Origin of the sequence: Aurantimonas sp., from assembly GCF_964217435.1 — a bacterium.
GTDB classification, from domain to species: Bacteria; Pseudomonadota; Alphaproteobacteria; order Rhizobiales; family Rhizobiaceae; genus Aurantimonas; species Aurantimonas coralicida.
This window is the reverse complement of record NZ_CAXPJM010000042.1, coordinates 1-18,437: the sequence shown is the minus strand read 5'-3', so window position 1 is coordinate 18,437 and position 18,437 is coordinate 1. Positions and strand designations below refer to the sequence as shown.

The following is an 18,437-nucleotide window of genomic DNA, read 5'->3' as shown; positions in this document are numbered from 1 at the left end:
CCCTTGCTATTCACTTCGCGAGGGAGCGCTGTAAAGTGTTGGTGAGCAAGGGTTTCGGACGAAATCAGTTAGGTAGTACGAAGACGGAACATTATTAACATTCGGAATCATAATCCGCGTGTCGGGGGTTCAAGTCCCTCTCCCGCTACCATTAATTCTTCTGATTAAAACAAGCGTTTACCGAAGGTGGTGGGCAAGCATCTGTACGATGCGCTGTGTTGGAATCACGCTAGCACAGCCTCAGTACAGCACCAGCAGAAGCTTTTCTGATCAAGGCGAGGTACTCCGCTGGGGAGCCAGTAGTACAACTTAGCGAGCAGTGCAGTGCACCAAAGTACGCCATTGGAGTGTCCACGCGATGTCCGAGCGTTCGTTTCCGCCTTTCACGTAATTTCACCGTCGAGGGTAGCGAGAACTAGTCCGTTCGGTTCAGCATGAAGGGTCGGCGGATTCGAAAATCGCTCGCGCCTGGACGAGAAGCGGGACGTAGATCCGGCGCTATCGCGCAGCCTCTTCGGAGACCGACCAGTTGATTCTGTTACCGAAGCTGACCTTGAGCGGTCCGTGGAATGGCGGCGGAGGTATCGGACCGAAGTACCTGGCAGGGACGTCAGTCACATCCGTTACGAGAGCTATGGCCGTGCGCTGAAGCGCAGAAACTCACCAAGGGGAAACCCTTGTTACTCATGGATAAGAATTTGGAAAACGTTTTAATGCATCACTAAGAGAAATTTCTTTGCATCCTCTAAATATACCGAGCTTTGTAAAATCGATAGAATCGTCCTCTGACGGTGCGTCTTCGTAAAATTTATCAAACATGGCTGCAGACGAAACAAAGAAAGATGAATCATATAGATTGAGATCACTATTACCACGAAAAGACATCATTCTATACGCCCCTCGCAATGAGTGATCTATATAGACCGGATATTGCGGATCGCATAGAGTGATTGCGTGCGCTATACTCAGCGGGTGCTCAGACGTTTCTCGGCAGACTGGCGGATTGTCAGCGTATGCCCACACGCTTTGCAAGCGAAGGTTGAAGTGACTTGCATTCTTCAGAAAAAGGTGGGTTCTGTCGCCTTTCTCCACGTTATTATACTCTATATTCTGGAAAAATCCGTCAGGATATTGAGAGGGGCGCCTTATTACCGAAAAGCAACTGCCACTGACATTTGAGAATCCGATAGACAGGAAAGAGTATGGATCAAGACGAACGACCGAATCTATTATTTCTGAATTCAAGAATGCATTCACACTCCCTTGCATAGAAATAGAGCTATTCCAGAAACTCGTATCTTCGAATAGAGTCCCTGTAGCGTAAATATTAAATTCAGAGTTTTCAATTAGAGATTCTGACCATATTAGGTCGTCCGTATATAAAAGCCCGACATGTTTATTGCTTGCATTGACGTTCGATATGCGGGGGTGTATGTCGCATTTGGTTTTACTTTCTTTCGTTTTTCCGAATGTCTCGCAATCTAGATGGATTCCATTTAGGTTATTGCCCAAGGCAATTAGGTTAGTTGCCGCGGCGCCACGTGTTTGTGGCGGCGCGACTGGATTCAGCATGAGACTCCAAGACATTAATCCTAGATTTTGATTTCGTTCTTCGCGCTCTTCTTCGAGGATCATTCTCTGATGACGGCGGTCGTGAAGGTCTATCCATATCTGATACGCAGTGAGCACAACTATAATGAATACTAAAGCGCTGCAAAATTTAGAGAATAGTCTGCATGCAGGGGTGTTCTCAAGAGCGCGATTTGTTCGCTCTGCGAAAGACAGTAGCCATTCTTTCCCAAGCGAAGCCCACGGCAGAATCATACCCGAATACCTTATTTATATGAAAAAGTATATTCAGAGAACATAAGATTTGCCGATTGCGCGTTTAGATCTGATCATTTCATATTCTGTTTGAAATCCAACGGGCATGCAAGTCGCTGAGGGTAAAGCCTTTATCTATCAGAACGAGGGCATCGGCGGGGCGGCCAGTCTCTTATAGTAACCCGCGTATCGGGAGGGGCAAGTCCCTACCTTGCTGCAATTATTCAACTTTTCGAGTCGAACTCTTCGGTAGCGGCGACCCCGGGTCGTGGGCTGCATGCGCTGCACTGTCTGGCGGTGCAGAATGCGACGCGTCGCCCCTTATGCCATACAGTTGAGCAACGACAGGCGGGGTGCGTGTGATACTCCCACCTGTTTTAGAAGCCGGTCATGGACCCTATTGCATTCCGCCATCACTCCGCCGGGACGGCGGAGGATGGCGGCGGGGTGTCGGGTTCGCCGGCGGAGGGGAGCTCGGCATAGGCGTCGTGGGCTTCGGTGCCCATGTTGTGCTCGGCCTCGGCATCGCTGCGGAAGCGCTGGCGGTGGCGGTGGACCATCAGGTCGTCCCAGCGCAGGGCGCGCATCAGGCCCCAGGCGATCAGGCACAGCACCACCGCGAAGGGGAAGCCGGCGATGACGGCCGCCGCCTGCAGGGCGCCCAGGCCGCCGGCGAGGAGGAGCACCGAGGCGACCGCGCCCTCCGAGACCGCCCAGAAGATGCGCTGGATCTTCGGCGGGTTGGGATCGCCGCCGGCGGTCAGCATGTCGATGACGAAGCTGCCCGAATCGGAGGAGGTCACGAACCACATGACGATCAAGACGGTGGCGAAGAGGGACGCGACGCCGGAATAGGGGAAGTAGCCGAGCAGTACGAACATGGTGTTCGCGTAATTCTCCCGGGTCGCCTCGATCAGCGCCGGATCGCCGGTGAGCGAGATCGAAATGGCGGTGCCGCCGAAGGCGGTGAACCAGAAGAACATGATCGTGCAGGGCAGGAGCATGACGCCGACGATGAACTCGCGGACCGTGCGGCCCCGGCTGATGCGCGCGACGAACACGCCGACGAAGGGCGCCCAGCTGATCCACCAGGCCCAGTAGAAGATGGTCCAGCTGTTCTGCCAGTCGCCGGCCTCGTTGCCGGCCCGCCAGCTCTCGCTCCAGGTGCCGAGCGGGATCAGACGGCTGAGGTAATAGCCGTAATTGCCGACGAAGCTGTCGAAGATGAACAGGGTCGGCCCGACGATCACCATGAAGGCGAGGAAGAGCAGCGTCAGGACGATGTTGATGTTGGACAGGCGCTTGATGCCGCCGTCGAGGCCCGCGACCACCGAAATGGTGGCCATGGCGGTGATGGCCGCGATGATCGCGATCTGGACGCTGACATGCTCGGGCACGCCGAAGAGTTGGGTGAGGCCGGTATTGACCTGGATGGCGCCGAGGCCGAGCGAGGTGACGATGCCGAACATGGTGCCGAAGACGGCGATGATGTCGACGAGGTCGCCCCAGCGGCCGTAGATCCGGTCGCCGATCAGCGGGAACAGGGCCGAGCGGATCGCCAGGGGCAGGCCCTTACGGAAGTGGAAATAGGCCAGCGCCAGCGCGACGACCGCATAGATCGCCCAGGCGTGGAAACCCCAGTGCATGAAGCTGATGGCCATCGCCTCCTGGGCGGCGGCGACGGTTTCCGGTTCGGCGTTCGGCGGAGCGAAGAAATGGTACATCGGCTCGGCGACGCCCCAGTAGATGAGGCCGATGCCGATGCCGGCGCTGAACAGCATGGAGGTCCAGGAGAACAGCGAATATTCGGGGCTTTCGTCCGAACGGCCGAGGCGGACGTCGCCGAAGGGCCCGAGCGCCAGGAAGACCACGAAGACCAGCAGCGCATTGACGAGGACGATCATCGCCCAGCCGAGATAGCCGGTCAGCCAACCCTGGACGCCGGTGAAGACGGTATTGGCGAAATCGCTGAAGATCGCGCCGAAGACGATGAAGGCGACGATCAGCAGGGCGGAGACGAGGAAGACCGGGCGATTGACCTTCGGGAAAATCCAGAGGCGTTCCTGCGGTCGCATGCCAGCCATGGTCGATCGAGCTCCGTTTCGCGTCGTTGGTCAGCTACTTATGGGGCGGTCCGGCGGAAAGTCACGCAATGGGCGCTTGGAAAGGTGGCAGCACTCCAGCCGGCACGGGGGCGATCTGGGGTGACGCGGGAGCGCCTGCTCGGCGGCTCATGCGCGACGGATCGCGTGTGGCGGCGGCGACAGGCGCACGGTGGAGCCGCGGGCAGCCTGCCGGTCGGGCGCCCGACGGGACGCGATCGTCTTGGGCGCCTGCGAGCCCGGTGTCCGCATAGGGGGCCCAGTGGGCGACGGATTCGGTGAGAGCCGCCACGACCTGGCGATCGGCGGTCTCGCGCTCGCGGAAGGCGAGTTCAAGGCAGTAAAGGCCATGAACGCCTCGTATGCCGGGAACTGCCTCGGTTTTCGCAGCGGCATGAAAATCTATGCGCATGACGCAATATTTTGCAATTCTGTGGGCGCGCCTCTAGGATTCTGCGCAGTCGGCGGCAGGCGCCGGGGGCGAGGCTTGCCGTGCGTGCGGCGGCGGTGGATAGCTCCCGCGACGCTGCGCGATCGGTGAAATGGCGTGCGGCGATGTCCGCGGAACCGGGAGATTGCCGTGCCGAACGAGGCGCCACATCGCCATGACGAATACGGGGAGGCCGGTCTCGCGGCGCGGGCCGCCTGGCTGTATTTTTCCGGCGGGATGACCCAGGGCCAGATCGCCAAGCGGCTCGGCGTCACCAGCATCAAGGCGCATCGGCTGATCGCCCGCGCCAATCGCGACGGGCTGGTGCGGGTCTTCGTCGATGCGGAAGTCGCCGAATGCCTCAAGCTGGAGGAGACGATCCGCCAGCGCTTCGGGCTCGAATTCTGCAGCGTGGCGCCGGATCTCGGCGAGGAGACGGCGCTGCCTTTGCGGGTGCTGGGGATCGCCGGCGCGAACTTCCTGAAGAACGAGATCGAGCGCGGCGAACACGCGCTGATCGGCGTCGGCCATGGCCGCACCCTGGCGGCGGCCGTCGACGCCATGCCGGCGGTGGCGACCGGGCGCACGCGCTTCGTCTCGGTGCTCGGCGGTTTCACCCGGCGCTTTGCCGCCAATCCCTACGACGTGATCCACCGGCTGGCGGAAAAGACCGGCGCGGAGGCGTTCCAGATCCCGCTGCCGACCTTCGCCAACACCGCCGAGGACAAGGCGGTGCTGCTGGGCCAGCCGGGCGTCGGCGAAGTCTTCGACCTCGCCTGCTCGGCGCCGCTGGTCTTTGCCGGCATCGGCGACGTGACCGAAGACGCGTTCCTGTTCACAGCCAGCCTGGTGGGTTCGGACGAGATCGGCGAGATCCGCGCGGGCAAGGCCGTCGGCGAATTGCTCGGACATTATTTCAACGCGGCGGGGCAGCCGGTGGCGGAAGCCGTCAGCGCCCGGGCGCTGTCGCCGACGCTGGACCATCTGCGGGCCTCGCGGGTCGTGGCGCTGGCCGGCGGGGCCGACAAGGTGTCGCCGATCCTGGCGCTGCTGCGCAGCGAATTCCTGGACGGGCTGGTGACCGACGAGGTGACGGCCCGGGCGATCCTGGCGGAGAACGCCGCCGGGTGAGGGACGGTCAGCGCGGGGCGGTGCCGGGGCGGGAGCATGGGCCCGGTTCCGGTACCGGCTGGCAACGACAATCGAGAGGAGGGGGCAATGCGCGACAGCGAACGGGCGGTGCGGCAGCGGATCATCGATCTGTGCCTGGAGATGAACCGCAACGGGATCAATCAGGGCACGTCGGGCAACATCTCGGCCCGCCACGGCGATGCGATGCTGCTGACGCCGAGCGCGACGCCCTACGAGGCGCTGACGCCGGAGATGATCGTCTCGGTGCCGCTGGAAGGCGATGGCTCGGACTGGTCGGGGCCGCTGAAGCCGTCGACCGAATGGCGCTTTCACCGCGACATCCTGCGCGCGCGGCCGGATGCGGGCGCCGTCGTCCACGCCCATCCGATCTTCGCCACGACGCTGGCGATGACCCGCCGTGCGATCCCCGCCTGCCACTACATGGTCGCCGTGTTCGGCGGCACCGACGTGAAATGCTCGGGCTATGCGCGCTACGGCACGGAAGCGCTGTCCCGCGAAGCGCTGGCGGCGCTGGACGGGCGGACGGGCTGTTTGCTCGCCAATCACGGCGCCATCACCATCGGCAGCGATCTCGCCAAGGCGATGTGGCGGATGGTCGAGCTGGAGACGCTGGCCCGGCAATATCACCACAGCCTGCTGCTGCCGGGTGGTCCGGTGATCCTGAGCGATGCCGAGATCGCCGAGGTGCTGGAGGGGTTCGGCAGCTACGGCCTGCAATCGCGCGACGCCATCGCCGGCTGAGACGCGGCGTCTCGCCGCGATGCGGGGCGCGGCTATCGCCGGCTCACCATTGCAGGCTGGCGAGATGGTGGTCGACGGTGACGCCTTCCTCCGCGATCCGGGCGGCGACCGTCTCATCGTGGGCTCCGCCGAGGATGCCGGTGCGCACCAATGCCTTGGCTGCCCCGAAGGACGCCGCGCCGGCCATGTCGTGGTCGATGCTGTCGCCGACGCAGAGAATGCGCGACGGCGGGATGTCGGCGATCAGCGCATGGGCCGCGGCATAGATCTCGCCATAGGGCTTGCCGACGAAGGTCACTTCGCCGCCGAGCGCCGCGTAGAGGTCGGCGATCGCCCCGGCGGCCGGCACGAGGCCTTGCGGCGTCAGCATCTCGCGGTCGGGATTGGTGCAGATGCAGGGCACGCCGCGGCTGGCGGCGGGGCGCATGCGGTCCTCGTAATCGGCCATGGCGATGCGGTCGGCCTGGCTGCCGGCGATGACGACCAGGTCGGCCTCCGCGGCCGTCTCGACGGGGCGGCAGCCGAGCCGGTCGGACAGATTGGTGTCGCCGGGGCTCGACAGGGTCAGGCAGCGGATCTCGCGGTCCCGCGGCAGCGGGATGGTGCCGTCCTCGCACAGACCGATGGCGACGTCGCCGGAGGTGACGCAGGCGAGATAGAGGCTGCGCGCGATGCCGAGACGGGCGAGGCGGTCCTCGTTGAAGGCCGCCGGCCGGCCGGAATTGGTGACGAACAGCACCGGCTTGCCGAGACCGGCCAGCGCCGCGACCGCCTCGGGCGCGCCGGGATAGGCCGCGGTGCCGTCATGGACGACGCCGAACTGGTCGAGGAAGAAGGCATCGTAGCGCGCGGCGATGTCGCGAAGTCTGTCGAACTGCATGGCGTGACCGGTCATGGGAGGGCGTTCCTGCCGAGGGCGAGACGCGCCGTGCCCGCCGCCGCATCCAATGCCCGCGCCGGCAGAAAGGGCACGCCCAGCATGGCCCGGCGGATCTCCCTCCAGGCCGTGTTGACGGCGCCGCCGCCCACCGTGCGGACACTGCGGAGCGGTGGGGCGCCGCGTGCGTCGAGCTTGCGATACCCCATCGTCTCGATCCGCGCGATGCCTTCGGGGAGCCCCTGCAGGAAAATCGTATCCTCCGCCGGGCGCGGTGTCAGGCATGGCTGCGGGATGGCGTCGGGGCTGTGCGGTCGATGCAATGGCGGATCGGCAGGGCGGCACCCGGCGTCCGGAGGGACGGAGCGGTGGTCAAACAAGGCGGCGCAGCCGTGGCGATCATGTTTCGCTCCCCATGTGGCGGTCCGGCCTGTGCGGCTCTTTTCAGCACGCGTAAAAACTTTCACCTTCTGATGCGCCTGTCAAATGACGCTACGGCAGGTTTCTGTATATGAGGTGCCGAAACCCGGCCGAATCGTCGCCCGCGCCCGGTTCTCTCGGGGCGTGAGGGGCCGATGCGGCCGGTTTGCCGGGCGTATCCCTCAAACGGGGGATGCGGAGACGGGCGGTCGGCGGGACCATGGGCAAAATGCGGGCCAGTGCCCGCGCACCGAAGGGCACGATCATGCATCAGGCTGTCGCGGGTGCCACCGTTTCGAGCCGCAGCTCCGCAGGAAAGCGTCGGCGCACTCCCGTCCTCGAAGGGACGCGGTGCGTGCACCGGATGGCAGGTATCGGGCGATGATGGACGGGGCCGGCAGTTTCGGTGGCAGGGTTTCCGGTCTGGAGGCGCTGGTGCTGGTCGACGACCCGCTGGTGGCCGCGTTTATCGAGGACGTCCTCCTCGGCCGGGAGATCCTGGCCGATTGCATCAGCCTGCCGGCGAAGCTCGGCTATCTTCTGCGCCGCCACTACGACGTGGCCGTGGTCGGTGTCGATGCCCGCTGCCGCTATCTGCCGATGGTTCTCGCGGTGCTCAAGCGCCGGCGGATCCCGACGCTGCTGTTCTCGGCCAGCGGTGACCTCGGGACCTTCGCCGACGAGTACCCGTATATCGCGACTGTCCGCTACGATCCGGAGACGCCGGATTTTCTTGGCGACTACGTGCTGCGGGTCGTCGAGCGCGAGGGGCATGCGTGAGGCGAGACATGCAGGCGATGCATCCCGCTTGCACGCAGAGGATGTAATTCGTAGCGTCTGATGGCTTGTGAGCCATCGGACGGAGCGGAGCATGCCACGCGGCGAGACGGACCTTGTCGACAGGATCTACGAGGCTGCCTTCGTCGGCGAGTTCTGGCCGGCCATTCTCCACGACGTCGCCGAAGAGGTGGGAAGCTGCGGCGGCGCGCTGCTCGACCTGCATCCGGACGGCATGCGCTGGGTCGGTTCGAAGATGATGTCCGACCTGCTCGCCGACTTCGCCGCACTGGGCCGGCCCGAACTGGATACACGAACGCCGCACGGGCTGGCGTCCACCCATCCGGGGTTCATCACCGAATTCGACGTGATGACGCAGGCCGAACTCGCGACCCAGCCGATCTACACCGAGTTCCTGTGGCCCCGTGGCTTTGGCTGGTGTGCCGGGACGGGCGTGAAGGTGCCGACCGGCGACAAGCTGCTCTACACTTTCGAGCGCCGCTATGACGACGGCCCGTTCGACCGTGCCGCCGTGGACAAGCTCGACGCGCTGCGGCCGCATCTGGCGCGGGCGGCCGTCCTGTCCGGGCGGCTGGAGCTGGAGCGGGCGCATGCGGCGACGGAAATGCTCGGCCTCGTCGGCCTGCCGGGGGCGGTGCTGTCGCTGTCGCACCGCATCGCCGCGGCGAACCGGCTGTTCGAGGCGCTGATCCCCGACGTGATCCGCGACGGCAGCAAGCGCGTCGCCTTCAGCGATCCAGGCGCCGATGCGCTGCTGGCAGACGTCCTGTCGGAAGGCCGGGCGAGGTCGATGCGCTCGATCCCGCTGGCGGCGCGCGAAGGGCATCCGCCGATGATCGCCCATCTGGTGCCGGTGCGGCTGGCGGCGCGTGACATCTTCTTCTCGGCCTCGGCGGTTCTGCTGATCACGCCGGTGACGAGCCGCGAGGTGCCGTCGGCGGACATCATCGAAGGGCTATTCGACCTGACGCCCGCCGAATCCCGCGTCGCGCGCGGCATCGCCAGGGGCGGCACCATCCAGACGCTGGCCGGGATCTCCGGCAATTCGCCGGAGACCGTCCGCTCGCAGCTGAAGGCGGTGTTCATGAAGACCGGCCTGTCCCGGCAGGCCGAGCTCGTCAGCCTGCTGGCCGGGCTGCATGTTCCCGGGCCGGACCCGACCGCGGCCGGCACGGCCGACGCGGATTGATGCCTGTCGCCGCCGTGGAGGCGGGGGCTGGGGAAGCCGGCCCGGCTGCGCGCGGCAGGGTCAGCCGGCCGAGCGCCGATCAGCCGGCGAAATCGTGCCACTCCCTGGCCTGGGCAAGGGCGGCATCGCGCAGCCAGGCGATGTCGCTGCCGGAGGCGACGGCGGCGTAGCCCTCGCCGAGAAGCTGCTGCCAGCTGCGGCCCTGGCGCGGGACGGTGGCCAGCGGCTTGCCGGCGCGGCGCACGGCGGCTTCTGCCTCCGCGATCAGCCGCTCGACCTCGGGCGCACCGGTCTGGTCGGGCATGCCGGCGCTGCCAGACAGGTCGGCGGGGCCGATGAACACCATGTCGACACCGGGCACCGAAGCGATCGCCTCGGCATTGGCGACGGCCTCGACGGTCTCGATCTGGGGGATGACCATCAGCTGCTCATGGGCGGTGGCGACATAATCCGGCACCAGACCGTAGCGCGAGCCGCGCACGACGGCAGCGGCGTTGCCGCGCTGGCCGAAGGGCGTGTAGAGGCAGGCGTCGACGACGCTCTTGGCCTCTGCGGCGGAATTGACCATGGGCACCAGCACGGCCTCGGCACCGGCATCGACGATGCGCTTCAGATAGGCGGGATCGGCGGCCGGCACGCGGATGATGGCGGTGGTCGGCGTGCCGTTGAGTGCGCGCATCATGTCGATCGCCGACTGGATGTCGCCGGTGCCGTGCTCCTGATCGATGATGACGAAGTCGAAGCCGACGAGCCCGACGATCTCGGCCGTGGTCGCATTGGCGCTTTGCAGCCAGACGCCGAAGGATTTCTCGCCCGCCGCCACGCGGGTCTTCAGCCGGTTCTCGCGAGCGGTCACGGGATGCGCCATGGGTCTTCCAATCCGTCAGGATGCCTGATGAAGTGATAGGCGGGAAAGTTGCGGGACGAAAGCGTCTCGCCGGTTCTTTTCTCCTAAGCGGAGGACCATAAGGGGCGACGCGGCGCGAGCCCGAGGAGGCGGTGCCGCTTGCGGGACGGTGGCGCGCCCGCCAGTTTCGGCACGTCGCCACATCGGCGCAATGGAGGGGAGGCGGCCATGCAGGCCTGGCAGATCGATGAATTCGGACCGGCGAACAGCCTGATGCTGCGCGAGGTGCCCGATCCGGCACCGGGGCCGGGCGAGGTATTGGTCACAGTCGCGGCGGCGAGCGTCAATCCGGCCGATGCCAAGCTGCGGGCCGGCCGCTCGCCGGGGGCGGATGCCATCCGCTTTCCGCTGACGCTCGGCCGGGATTTTTCCGGCACGGTCGCCAAGCTGGGCGAAGGCGTGACCGATGTCGCGGTGGGGGATGCGGTGTTCGGGGTGCTCGACCGCGGCCACGAGGGCGCCTGCGCCGGCAAGGTCGCGCTTTCGGCCGGGCTCGTCGCCCGCAAGCCGAAGGCGCTGTCGCATGTCGAGGCCGCGGCGCTGGCGCTGACCGGCCTGACGGCGCTGGTGGCGCTGGAGGACGTAGCGCAGCTCGCACGCGGCCAGCGCATCCTGATCCATGGCGGGGCCGGCGGCGTCGGCAGCTTCGCCGTGCAATATGCCCGGCATGTCGGCGCGGAGGTGTTCGTGACGGCCAGCGCGCGCAATCACGACTATCTGCGCGATCTCGGCGCCGACAGCGTCATCGACTACACTGCCACGTCCTTCGAGGAGGCGGTGGCCGATTGCGACGTGGTGTTCGACACGATCGGCGGCGAGGTGCATCGTCGCTCGCTGAAGGTGCTGAAGCCCGGCGGCCTGCTGGTGCATATCGCGCCGGGGCCAGCCGACATGGCGATGCCCGAGACCATCCGGATCGTGCGGCCGCATGTCGGGCGCGACCGGGCGCATCTGACGCGGATCCTCGACCTCGTCGCCTCGGGCGCGGTGCGGCCGCCGGAGATCGCGACCATGGCGTTCGCGGATCTGCCGGCGGCGCATGAGCGGATCGAGACCGGCCATGTGCGCGGCAAGATCGTGCTCAGCCCGGTGTCGTAAGCAGGCGGCAGCAGGGCAGAGAGTAACGAGAGCGCTGCGCGAGGGCGACCGCAAACCAGGGAGAGAGCCGATGAGCGAGGAACTGCGCCGCCGGATGGTGGAGGATCAGCTCGTCCGCCACGGCATCTCGGACCGCCGCGTGCTCGACGCCATGGGACGGGTGCCGCGCGAGGCCTTCGTGCCGGCGGCGCTGGCGTCGTCCGCCTATATGGACGGGCCGCTGTCCATCGGCGGCGGGCAGACGATCTCGCAGCCCTATATCGTCGCGCGGATGCTGGAAGCGGCGGCGGTCGCGCCGGGGGACCGGGTGCTCGATGTCGGCACCGGCTCGGGCTATGCCGCCGCGGTCGCGGCCGAGATGGGGGCGACCATCGTCTCGATCGAGCGCGATGCGGCGCTGGGCGAGGCGGCGCGCGCGCGGCTGCAGGCGCTCGGCTACGATGTGGCGGTGACCATCGGCGATGGCACGCAAGGGCTGGAGAGCGCCACTCCCTTCGACGCGATCCTGGTGGCCGCGGCCGCGCCGGCGGTTCCCGAGGCGCTGCGCGCGCAACTGGCGATCGGCGGGCGGCTGGTGATCCCGGTCGGCCGGACGCGGCAGGGCCAGGAACTGCGCCGGATCACCCGGCGCTCGGCCACGGAATTCGACGAGACCGTGCTCGAGATGGTCGCCTTCGTGCCGCTGATCGGCCGCGAAGGCTGGCCGGACGCGGGCGGCACTGGCGGCTGACGGCGCGGTGAGGCGCCGCCGGCAGGTGCGGCTCCGGTTTCGGCGGGACGAGGCGCCTAGTCCGCGAGGAAGCGGGCGTAGCTCGCCACGTCGACATTGCCGCCGCTGACGATGATGCCGACACGCTGGCCTTCGCAGGGCACCGCGCCGGTAAAGGCGGCGGCGGCGGCCAGGCAGCCGGTCGGCTCGACCACCATCTTCATGCGCTCGGCGAAGAAGCGCATGGCGTCGACCAGCGCCGCGTCGGGCACGGTGACGATGGAATCCACCCGGTCGCGGATGATCGGAAAGGTGAGGTCGCCGAGATGGGTGGTCAGCGCGCCGTCGGCGATGGAGCGCGGCACGGCGATGCGCACGACCTCGCCCTTGGCCAAGGACTGGCGGCCGTCATCGCCGGCTTCCGGCTCGACGCCGATGACGCGGCAGCCGGGCGACAGTTCGCTTGCGGCCAGCGCCGATCCGGCGAGAAGGCCGCCGCCGCCAAGGCAGACCAGCAGGATGTCGAGCGGCCCGGTCTCGGCGAAGAGTTCGGCGGCCGCGGTGCCCTGACCGGCGATGATGTCGCGATGGTCGTAGGGCGGGATCAGCGTCAGGCCGCGATCCGTCGCGACGGTGTTGGCCAGCGCCTCGCGGTCCTCGCTGTAACGGTCGTAGGTGATGACGTCGGCACCGTAGCCGCGGGTGGCCGCGACCTTCATGGCCGGGGCGTCGGCCGGCATCAGGATTGTCGCCGGCACGTTCTCGATGCGGCTGGCCAGCGCGATCGCCTGGGCGTGGTTGCCGGAGGAATAGGCCATGACGCCGCGCCGGCGCGCGTCCTCGGGCAGGGCGGCGATGGCGTTGCAGGCGCCGCGGAACTTGAAGGCGCCGGCGCGCTGCAGGTTCTCGCATTTGAAGTGGAGCGTCGCGCCCGTCCGCGCGTCGGCAAAGCGCGAGGTCAGCACCGGCGTGCGGTGGGCGATGCCGGCGATGCGCGCGCGCGCGGCGGCGACATCGGCGAAGGTCGGAAGCCGGGTGCCGGAAGACGATCCGGCGTTTGCGATTGCGGTCATCGAAGGCGCCTCATCTGGAACGGCGCGGCTGCACCCCCGCGCCCATGCGCCGTGTTCAACGTGAGCGATGGGGCGATGTAAAGGGGCGCCGCCCCGAGGCTGCGAGGCGTGGGTGTCGCCACGCCCGACGGCGCTACCAGCGCAGGAGCCGCCAGCCCAGAAGGGCGCCGGCCGCGACCAGCGCCGAGGCGGCCAGCGGATACCAGACGGCGACGAAGAGCGGCGAATCGTCGGTGCATTGCGCCGCATAGAAGATCGCGGCGACGGCGGCCGCTGCGAGGCCGGCAAGCCCGCCGGCCAAGGCCGGCCGGGTCGGCGCCTGCCGGCGCAGGGCCCACAGGAAGACAATCAGCGCCGGGGCACCCATGGAGGGGATGGCGGTCAGGCACATCAGCGCGTTGGAGCCGACGAGATAGGCCATCCATGTGTCCGACGGCAGGGCGATCAGCTCGGCGAGGACGGCGGCGAGCATGACCCCGGCGGGCAGCGCCAGCCACCACAGCCGACGCAGCGGCTCGCCGGGATGCGAGAAGGCCCGCATCGTGACGATGGCGGTGACGGCAAGCAGTCCGGTGACGACGAATTTGAAGTCGAAGCGGATGGTCTGCAGCGCGCCGGCGAAATCCGGCCGGACGCCGATGGCGGTGAAGAAGACGAGGCCAGCGAGCGCCGCGGCAACGAGGGCGAGCAGCAGCCAGGACGGGCCTGTCTCGGGCGCGGTGCGCTGGCGGTCGGCGACCAGCGTGTCGATGAGGGTGTCGGTCTGCATGGCGTCAGGTCCGTCCGAATCTGGCGGCGATCGCGGCGAGGCCCCGATGGAAGGCGACCCGCACGGCGCCCTCGGTGACGCCGAGCCGGCTGGCGGTCTCGGTGATGGAATGGCCATGGACGGACAGGGAGGCGACGACCTCCCGCTGGCGGCCGGCGAGCGACAGGAGCGCGCGGGAGATGTCGTGGGCCTTGGCGTTGGGCATGGTGGCGGGATCGTCCAGCGTGTCGGTGAAGTCGGCAATGTCGAGATTGATGCGCCGGCCCTCGCGGCGATAGGCGTCGATCGCCTTGTGGCGGGCGATGGCGAAGAGCCATGGCTTCACGGGCTCGCCTTCGCGCCACGTATGTCGTTTCAGATGCACCGCCATCAAGATCTCCTGGACCAGATCCTCCGGATCGAAGCCGCCGGCATGCACCGGCGCCCTGGCGCGGGCAAAGCCGCGCAGAAGGCCCGCGACCTCCTGCAGGAAATCACGATAGGCGCCGTCGTCGCCGGCGTTGGCCGCCATCAAGAGGGATTCCAGTCGTCCGGGCCGGACGGGCGAGGCAGGCTTCATGTCTGGTCCTTCGCGCGCAGTGCCTTGGATGTTTCGCAGCATGGCGAATTTTTCCGCCGGCAGGGCGCGACGCGGTTCACATGATGGTGATGGTCGAAACGGCGTAACGAACCGGGCAGCGAGGGCGAAGACAGGGAGGCGGGACCGGCAACGGTGTCGCCCGATCAAAGGTCTCGAAGGAGGATTCCATGGACCGTCGCTCTCTCAATCTCGCACTAGCGGGCTCGCTTGCCGCCGCCCTGACCGCCTCGGCGCTGCCGGCTTCGGCGCAGGACAGCAAGGATACGGTGAAGTGCTACGGCGTCGCGCTGGCCGGCCAGAACGACTGCGCCGCCGGCCCGGGCACGACCTGCGCCGGCACGTCCAGCGTCGACTACCAGGGCAATGCCTGGAAGGCGGTGCCGGCCGGAACCTGCGAAACCATGGACGTGCCGGGCGACCGCATGGGCTCGACCGAGCCGCTGACCCGCGACGTGCCGAGCTGACACGGCCCTGACCGGAAGGCCCGGCTGGCAAGCCGGGCCTTCCCCCGACGCTGGCTTCCGGGAGGCTGCATCCATGTCGTCACATCGCAAGACCGCCGTATCGATGGCGGACACATCGCCCTTGCCCGCTGCCGCCGGGCTGGGCCTGAAGCTCGAACATGCCGGCGAGATCCTGGAAACTGACCCGGCGGTCGGCTTTTTCGAGGTCCATGCCGAGAACTACATGGGCGCCGGCGGTCCGCCGCACCGCTACCTGACGGCGATCACCGCCCGCTACCCGTTGTCGCTGCACGGTGTCGGCCTGTCGATCGGCGGCGAGGGCGCCCTCGACCGGGCGCATCTGGCGCGGCTGAAAGCGCTGATCGAGCGCTACCGGCCGGCGAGCTTTTCCGAGCACCTGGCCTGGTCCACCCATGAGAGCGCGTTCTTCAACGACCTCCTGCCGCTGCCCTATACGCCGGCGACGCTGGAGCGGGTGGTCGCGCATGTGGCCGAGACGCAGGAGACGCTCGGCGTGCGCATGCTGCTGGAGAACCCCTCGACCTATCTCCTGTTCGCCGAATCCAGCATCGACGAGATCGACTTCCTGACGGCGATCTCCGAGCGCACCGGCTGCGGCCTGCTGCTGGACGTCAACAACGTCATGGTGTCGGCGGTCAATCACGGCCTCGACCCGTTTGCCTATATCGACCGGTTTCCGCTCGAGCGGGTCGGGGAGATCCATCTCGCCGGCTATGACGAGACGGTGGACGAGGCCGGCGAGCGGCTGCTGATCGACGCGCACAACGCGCCGGTGCTGCCCGACGTCTTCGCGCTCTACCGCCACACTTTGCGAAAGAGCGGCCCGCTGCCGACGCTGGTGGAATGGGACAATGACGTGCCGCCCTTCGCGGCGCTGATGGACGAGGTCGCGCGGGTGGAGGAGGCCCTGGCCGACGCACGGCCGGCGGACCGCCGCGTCCGCTCGGCAGCATGAGCGCCGCGGCCGGCACCGCGCCGACGCTGGGCGCGCAGGATTTCATCGCCGCCCTGACCGCGGCGGAGGCAGAGATGCCGGTGGGGCTGACGACGCATCGCGGCATGCGCGACGCCCGCCGCTTCGCGGTCTATCGCAACAATGTCCATGTCGGGCTGGTCGGCGCGCTGGAAAAGGCGTTTCCGGTGGTCCGGCAACTGGTCGGCGATGCCTTCTTCCAGATCATGGCGCGCGCCTATGTCGCCGCCGAGAAGCCTGCCTCGCCGGTGATGCTCGAATACGGCCATGGATTTGCGGACTTCGTCGCCGGTTTCGCGCCGGCGGAGGGACTGCCCTATCTCGCCGATGTCGCCCGGCTCGAGGTCGCGTTGACGCAGGCCTATCACGCGGCGGAAGCCGAGGCGCTGGACCGGACGGGCCTTGCCGGGCTCGACCCGTCGCGGCTCGATGCCACGACGCTGGCGCTGCATCCGGCCGTGCGGCTGGTCGGATCACCTTTCCCCGTCGGCACGATCTGGTCGCACCATCAGCAGCAGCCGGTGCGTCCGGTCGAGCGCTGGGACGGCGAGGCGGTGCTGGTGACGCGGCCGGATGCGGAATTGCGCTCGACCATCCTGCCGCCCTGCGACGTGCCCTTCGTGGCGGCGCTGATCAATGGGGCCAGCCTGGCGGAGGCGGCCGGGGCGGCTGTCGACGCGGACCAGACCTTCGCCTTCGGCGATGCGCTGATCGCGCTCATCGATCTGGGCGCCGTGACCGGCTTTCGCGACAGGGAGACAGAGAATGCGTGACGTACTGATCCGTGCCGAGGCGGCGCTGGGAGCGGTTCCGGCGGCCCTGCCGCTGCTCGCCCTGCGGGTTGCGCTGGCGGTGCCGTTCTACAAATCGGGCCTGACCAAGTGGGACGGCTTCCTGCAGCTGTCGGGCGGCGCGCGCTATCTGTTCACGCAGGAATTCAAGCTTCACATCCTGGGCGCCGAATACGCCTATCCGGCGCCGATCCTGAGCGCGCATCTGGCGGGGATCGCCGAGATCGTGCTGCCGATCCTGCTGGTGGTGGGGCTGGGTACGCGCTTTGCCGCGCTCGCGCTCCTGGCGATGACCGCGGTGATCCAGATCACCGTGCCGGAGGGCTGGGCGAATTTCCATCTGCCCTGGGCGGCGATGGCGCTGACGCTGATGTGTTTCGGCGGTGGCCGGCTGGCGCTGGACACGCTGCTTTTCGGCGACGCGGCCCGCGCCCGGCCGCGGGGGATGCCGTCCGTCTAGGGCGGCACATCAGGGCTCCAGACACGAAAAAGCCGCCAGGGACATCGCCCGGCGGCTCCGCGTTGTCTGCGAGAGACAATGTGCGGGCCTCACTCTTCGACTCGCCAGTACATCCGTGGTCGGACGAAGAGCAGAAGACCCTGGGCGCATCGACCTGACAAGTCAGGGACGCGTTGCACCACACACAGATGGCTACGCCTCGAAGCTTGTGCAAGGCTGACGTTATGGTTTGTGCGGCGCCTTTCCATCAACGCCGTCATCCTCGGGCTTGACCCGAGGACCCATTCCTCTGCGGCGCCGGTGTCGCTTCGGGGGAGGGGGCGCGTTCTGCGGCGTGGCGGCGGTTGGGATGGCTTGGCATGGGTCCTCGGGTCGGAGCCCGAGGATGACGCCGAGTGGGGAGTGGAGTGCGTTTTCTGCGGGCGGCGGGGGTGACGCGATGCTGCGGCGGCGGTCGATGGCGCTCTCGTGCTGGGGGCGACGCATGGGGTGATGCCGTGGGCTAGCTCGCGAGCGGGGCGGCGCAAGCGCTGACGCTCACCAGCGCGAGAGCCGCCGTTGGCCTCTCCATCTGAGGCGCAAACACCAGCGCCGTCATCCTCGGGCTTGACCCGAGGACCCATTCCTCTGCGGTGCCGCTGTCGTTTCGGGGGCGGAAGGGCGCGGTCTGCGGCGTGGCGGCGGTTTGGATGGCTTGGCATGGGTCCTCGGGTCGGAGCCCGAGGATGACGCCGGTGGGGATGTGGGGTGCGATTTTTTGCGGACGGCAGGGGTGACGCCGATGCTGGGGTGGCGGTCGATGTCGTTGTCCTGCCCGGGGGCGACGCATGAGGCGATGCCGTGGGCTTGCTAACGGGCGGGGCGGCGCAAGCCTGTCGCCCACCAGCGCTGGAGCCGTCGTTGGCCTCTCCATCTGAGGCGCAAACACCTACGCCGTCATCCTCGGGCTTGACCCGAGGACCCATTCCTCTGCGGTGCCGCTGTCGTTTTGGGGGAGGAGGGGCGTTCAGTTGCGTGGCGGCGGTTGGGGCGGCTTGGCATGGGTCCTCGGGTCGGAGC

Annotated in this window: 18 protein-coding genes; 10 read left to right on the top strand and 8 right to left on the bottom strand. The window is 67.1% G+C overall.

Features of this window, described 5'->3' with window-relative positions; all coding sequences use genetic code 11:
- Positions 1–684: 684 nt before the first annotated feature.
- Both ACEQX1_RS16275 and ACEQX1_RS16270 read right to left on the bottom strand, forming a co-directional pair.
- Entirely contained in the window at positions 685–1,824 is a 1,140-nt protein-coding gene (locus tag ACEQX1_RS16275) for a hypothetical protein (protein WP_370192582.1), read from the bottom strand.
- 413 nt (positions 1,825–2,237) lie between these two features.
- Positions 2,238–3,908 (bottom strand): BCCT family transporter, encoded by a 1,671-nt coding sequence (locus ACEQX1_RS16270; RefSeq protein ID WP_370197088.1) that lies wholly within the window; start codon positions 3,906–3,908, stop codon positions 2,238–2,240.
- A 685-nt stretch (positions 3,909–4,593) separates the two neighbouring features.
- On the opposite strand from ACEQX1_RS16270, the gene ACEQX1_RS16265 reads away from it, so the two are divergent.
- Positions 4,594–5,487 (top strand): sugar-binding transcriptional regulator, encoded by an 894-nt coding sequence (locus ACEQX1_RS16265; RefSeq protein ID WP_370192601.1) that lies wholly within the window; start codon positions 4,594–4,596, stop codon positions 5,485–5,487.
- An 87-nt stretch (positions 5,488–5,574) separates the two neighbouring features.
- A complete protein-coding gene (locus ACEQX1_RS16260) occupies positions 5,575–6,249 on the top strand; it encodes a class II aldolase/adducin family protein (RefSeq protein WP_370192587.1) in 675 nt (224 codons plus the stop codon).
- A gap of 43 nt (positions 6,250–6,292) precedes the next feature.
- Here ACEQX1_RS16260 and ACEQX1_RS16255 read toward each other — a convergent pair whose 3' ends face one another.
- Both ACEQX1_RS16255 and ACEQX1_RS16250 read right to left on the bottom strand, forming a co-directional pair.
- The gene (locus tag ACEQX1_RS16255; RefSeq protein WP_370192589.1) at positions 6,293–7,144 is read right to left on the bottom strand and encodes a TIGR01459 family HAD-type hydrolase; all 852 of its coding nucleotides are present in this window, start codon (positions 7,142–7,144) and stop codon (positions 6,293–6,295) included.
- Entirely contained in the window at positions 7,141–7,449 is a 309-nt protein-coding gene (locus ACEQX1_RS16250) for a hypothetical protein (protein ID WP_370192590.1), read from the bottom strand. Before ACEQX1_RS16250 ends, ACEQX1_RS16255 begins: the two co-directional genes overlap by 4 nt.
- 478 nt (positions 7,450–7,927) lie before the next feature.
- On the opposite strand from ACEQX1_RS16250, the gene ACEQX1_RS16245 reads away from it, so the two are divergent.
- Together ACEQX1_RS16245 and ACEQX1_RS16240 are read left to right on the top strand one after the other, a co-directional pair.
- On the top strand, positions 7,928–8,326 hold the full coding sequence (locus tag ACEQX1_RS16245; RefSeq protein WP_370192591.1) for a hypothetical protein: 399 nt from the start codon (positions 7,928–7,930) through the stop codon (positions 8,324–8,326).
- A gap of 91 nt (positions 8,327–8,417) precedes the next feature.
- Positions 8,418–9,533 carry a helix-turn-helix transcriptional regulator gene (locus tag ACEQX1_RS16240; protein WP_370192593.1) on the top strand — a complete coding sequence of 372 codons (1,116 nt, stop codon included), beginning with the start codon at positions 8,418–8,420 and terminating at the stop codon, positions 9,531–9,533.
- Between the two features lie 79 nt (positions 9,534–9,612).
- Here ACEQX1_RS16240 and ACEQX1_RS16235 read toward each other — a convergent pair whose 3' ends face one another.
- Positions 9,613–10,401 carry an HpcH/HpaI aldolase/citrate lyase family protein gene (locus ACEQX1_RS16235; protein ID WP_370192595.1) on the bottom strand — a complete coding sequence of 263 codons (789 nt, stop codon included), beginning with the start codon at positions 10,399–10,401 and terminating at the stop codon, positions 9,613–9,615.
- A 207-nt stretch (positions 10,402–10,608) separates the two neighbouring features.
- Between ACEQX1_RS16235 and ACEQX1_RS16230 the strand changes: the two genes are divergently transcribed.
- A complete protein-coding gene (locus ACEQX1_RS16230; protein ID WP_370197086.1) occupies positions 10,609–11,538 on the top strand; it encodes an NADP-dependent oxidoreductase in 930 nt (309 codons plus the stop codon).
- A gap of 70 nt (positions 11,539–11,608) precedes the next feature.
- Positions 11,609–12,268, top strand: a complete 660-nt coding sequence (locus ACEQX1_RS16225; RefSeq protein ID WP_370197083.1) for a protein-L-isoaspartate(D-aspartate) O-methyltransferase — start codon at positions 11,609–11,611, stop codon at positions 12,266–12,268.
- Positions 12,269–12,324: 56 nt separating this feature from the next.
- Here ACEQX1_RS16225 and ACEQX1_RS16220 read toward each other — a convergent pair whose 3' ends face one another.
- From ACEQX1_RS16220 to ACEQX1_RS16210, 3 genes are all read right to left on the bottom strand, one after another.
- Positions 12,325–13,320: a threo-3-hydroxy-L-aspartate ammonia-lyase gene (locus ACEQX1_RS16220; protein WP_370195387.1), complete on the bottom strand. Its 996-nt coding sequence runs from the start codon at positions 13,318–13,320 to the stop codon at positions 12,325–12,327.
- A gap of 133 nt (positions 13,321–13,453) precedes the next feature.
- Positions 13,454–14,089, bottom strand: a complete 636-nt coding sequence (locus tag ACEQX1_RS16215; RefSeq protein WP_370195388.1) for an NrsF family protein — start codon at positions 14,087–14,089, stop codon at positions 13,454–13,456.
- A gap of 4 nt (positions 14,090–14,093) precedes the next feature.
- Positions 14,094–14,648 carry a sigma-70 family RNA polymerase sigma factor gene (locus ACEQX1_RS16210; RefSeq protein ID WP_228238971.1) on the bottom strand — a complete coding sequence of 185 codons (555 nt, stop codon included), beginning with the start codon at positions 14,646–14,648 and terminating at the stop codon, positions 14,094–14,096.
- 188 nt (positions 14,649–14,836) lie between these two features.
- On the opposite strand from ACEQX1_RS16210, the gene ACEQX1_RS16205 reads away from it, so the two are divergent.
- The 4 genes from ACEQX1_RS16205 to ACEQX1_RS16190 all read left to right on the top strand — a co-directional run bounded on the left by ACEQX1_RS16205 (position 14,837) and on the right by ACEQX1_RS16190 (position 17,378).
- Positions 14,837–15,133 (top strand): DUF2282 domain-containing protein, encoded by a 297-nt coding sequence (locus ACEQX1_RS16205; protein ID WP_024348792.1) that lies wholly within the window; start codon positions 14,837–14,839, stop codon positions 15,131–15,133.
- A gap of 73 nt (positions 15,134–15,206) precedes the next feature.
- Positions 15,207–16,109, top strand: a complete 903-nt coding sequence (locus ACEQX1_RS16200) for a DUF692 family multinuclear iron-containing protein (RefSeq protein ID WP_370195389.1) — start codon at positions 15,207–15,209, stop codon at positions 16,107–16,109.
- Positions 16,106–16,900, top strand: a complete 795-nt coding sequence (locus ACEQX1_RS16195) for a putative DNA-binding domain-containing protein (protein ID WP_370197081.1) — start codon at positions 16,106–16,108, stop codon at positions 16,898–16,900. Before ACEQX1_RS16200 ends, ACEQX1_RS16195 begins: the two co-directional genes overlap by 4 nt.
- The gene (locus ACEQX1_RS16190; RefSeq protein WP_370195391.1) at positions 16,893–17,378 is read left to right on the top strand and encodes a DoxX family protein; all 486 of its coding nucleotides are present in this window, start codon (positions 16,893–16,895) and stop codon (positions 17,376–17,378) included. The genes ACEQX1_RS16195 and ACEQX1_RS16190 overlap by 8 nt, the downstream gene beginning before the upstream one ends.
- The last annotated feature ends 1,059 nt before the right edge of the window (positions 17,379–18,437 follow it).